The 257-nt window shown below is 37.7% G+C and carries 1 protein-coding gene; it reads right to left on the bottom strand.

Going from position 1 to position 257, the window contains the following annotated elements; all coding sequences use genetic code 11:
- Positions 1-257 (bottom strand): adenylosuccinate synthetase (locus SB773_RS33000; RefSeq protein WP_410594642.1); only part of this gene is annotated, 257 nt, incomplete at both ends.

Raw genomic sequence — 257 nt, forward strand, 5'->3', positions numbered from 1 at the left:
CGGTCTTCTTCGACTTCATCCAATTTGATATGGTAAGGAAGAATGACATGTGCACGGTTAGAGATACGAAGATTATCCGTACTCACTCCATGACTATGTAAATAAGCAAGCTCCTCTACAAGAGCTTTTGGATCAACCACCATACCATTTCCAATGACACAAATTTTATCACTATAAAAAATCCCTGACGGAATTAAATGCAGTTTATAGGTAACGCCATTAAATTTTATTGTATGCCCTGCATTATTCCCACCTTG

Origin of the sequence: Bacillus sp. SIMBA_074 (assembly GCF_046534555.1) — a bacterium.
GTDB classification, from domain to species: Bacteria; Bacillota; Bacilli; order Bacillales; family Bacillaceae_G; genus Bacillus_A; species Bacillus_A mycoides.